Annotated in this window: 1 pseudogene; it reads left to right on the top strand. The window is 37.8% G+C overall.

Annotated elements, in window-relative coordinates:
• Positions 1-286 (top strand): annotated as a pseudogene (locus WKI42_RS10825) (hypothetical protein); the annotation flags it as partial.

The raw sequence follows: 286 nt of genomic DNA, 5'->3' as shown, positions 1-286 counted from the left end.
TGTAGATGAAGAAGAAGGTAAGAAGGGTCTAGAATACGGTGGTTATTATATGGTAGTCACTTTGCCAAGTGACTTGTCTGAAAAAGCAGCTTCTATTTTAACGGATTACCCAGAGCAAATGCAAATCGATTATCAGACTTCAAGTGGTCATAGTTTTATTGCCAGCAAGATGAGTGATTCTGCAATGACACAATTAAAGCAGAGTGTTTCTACCAATGTAACCGAGACCTATACTAAAGCTTTATTTGATAAGATGGTCGAATTAAAGGATGGTATGAGTCAAGCG

The sequence above is a fragment of the Streptococcus pseudopneumoniae genome, assembly GCF_038148935.1.
Lineage (GTDB): Bacteria > Bacillota > Bacilli > Lactobacillales > Streptococcaceae > Streptococcus > Streptococcus pseudopneumoniae_U.
The sequence above is the reverse complement of the archived record's forward strand: the minus strand, read 5'-3'. Positions and strand labels throughout refer to the sequence as shown.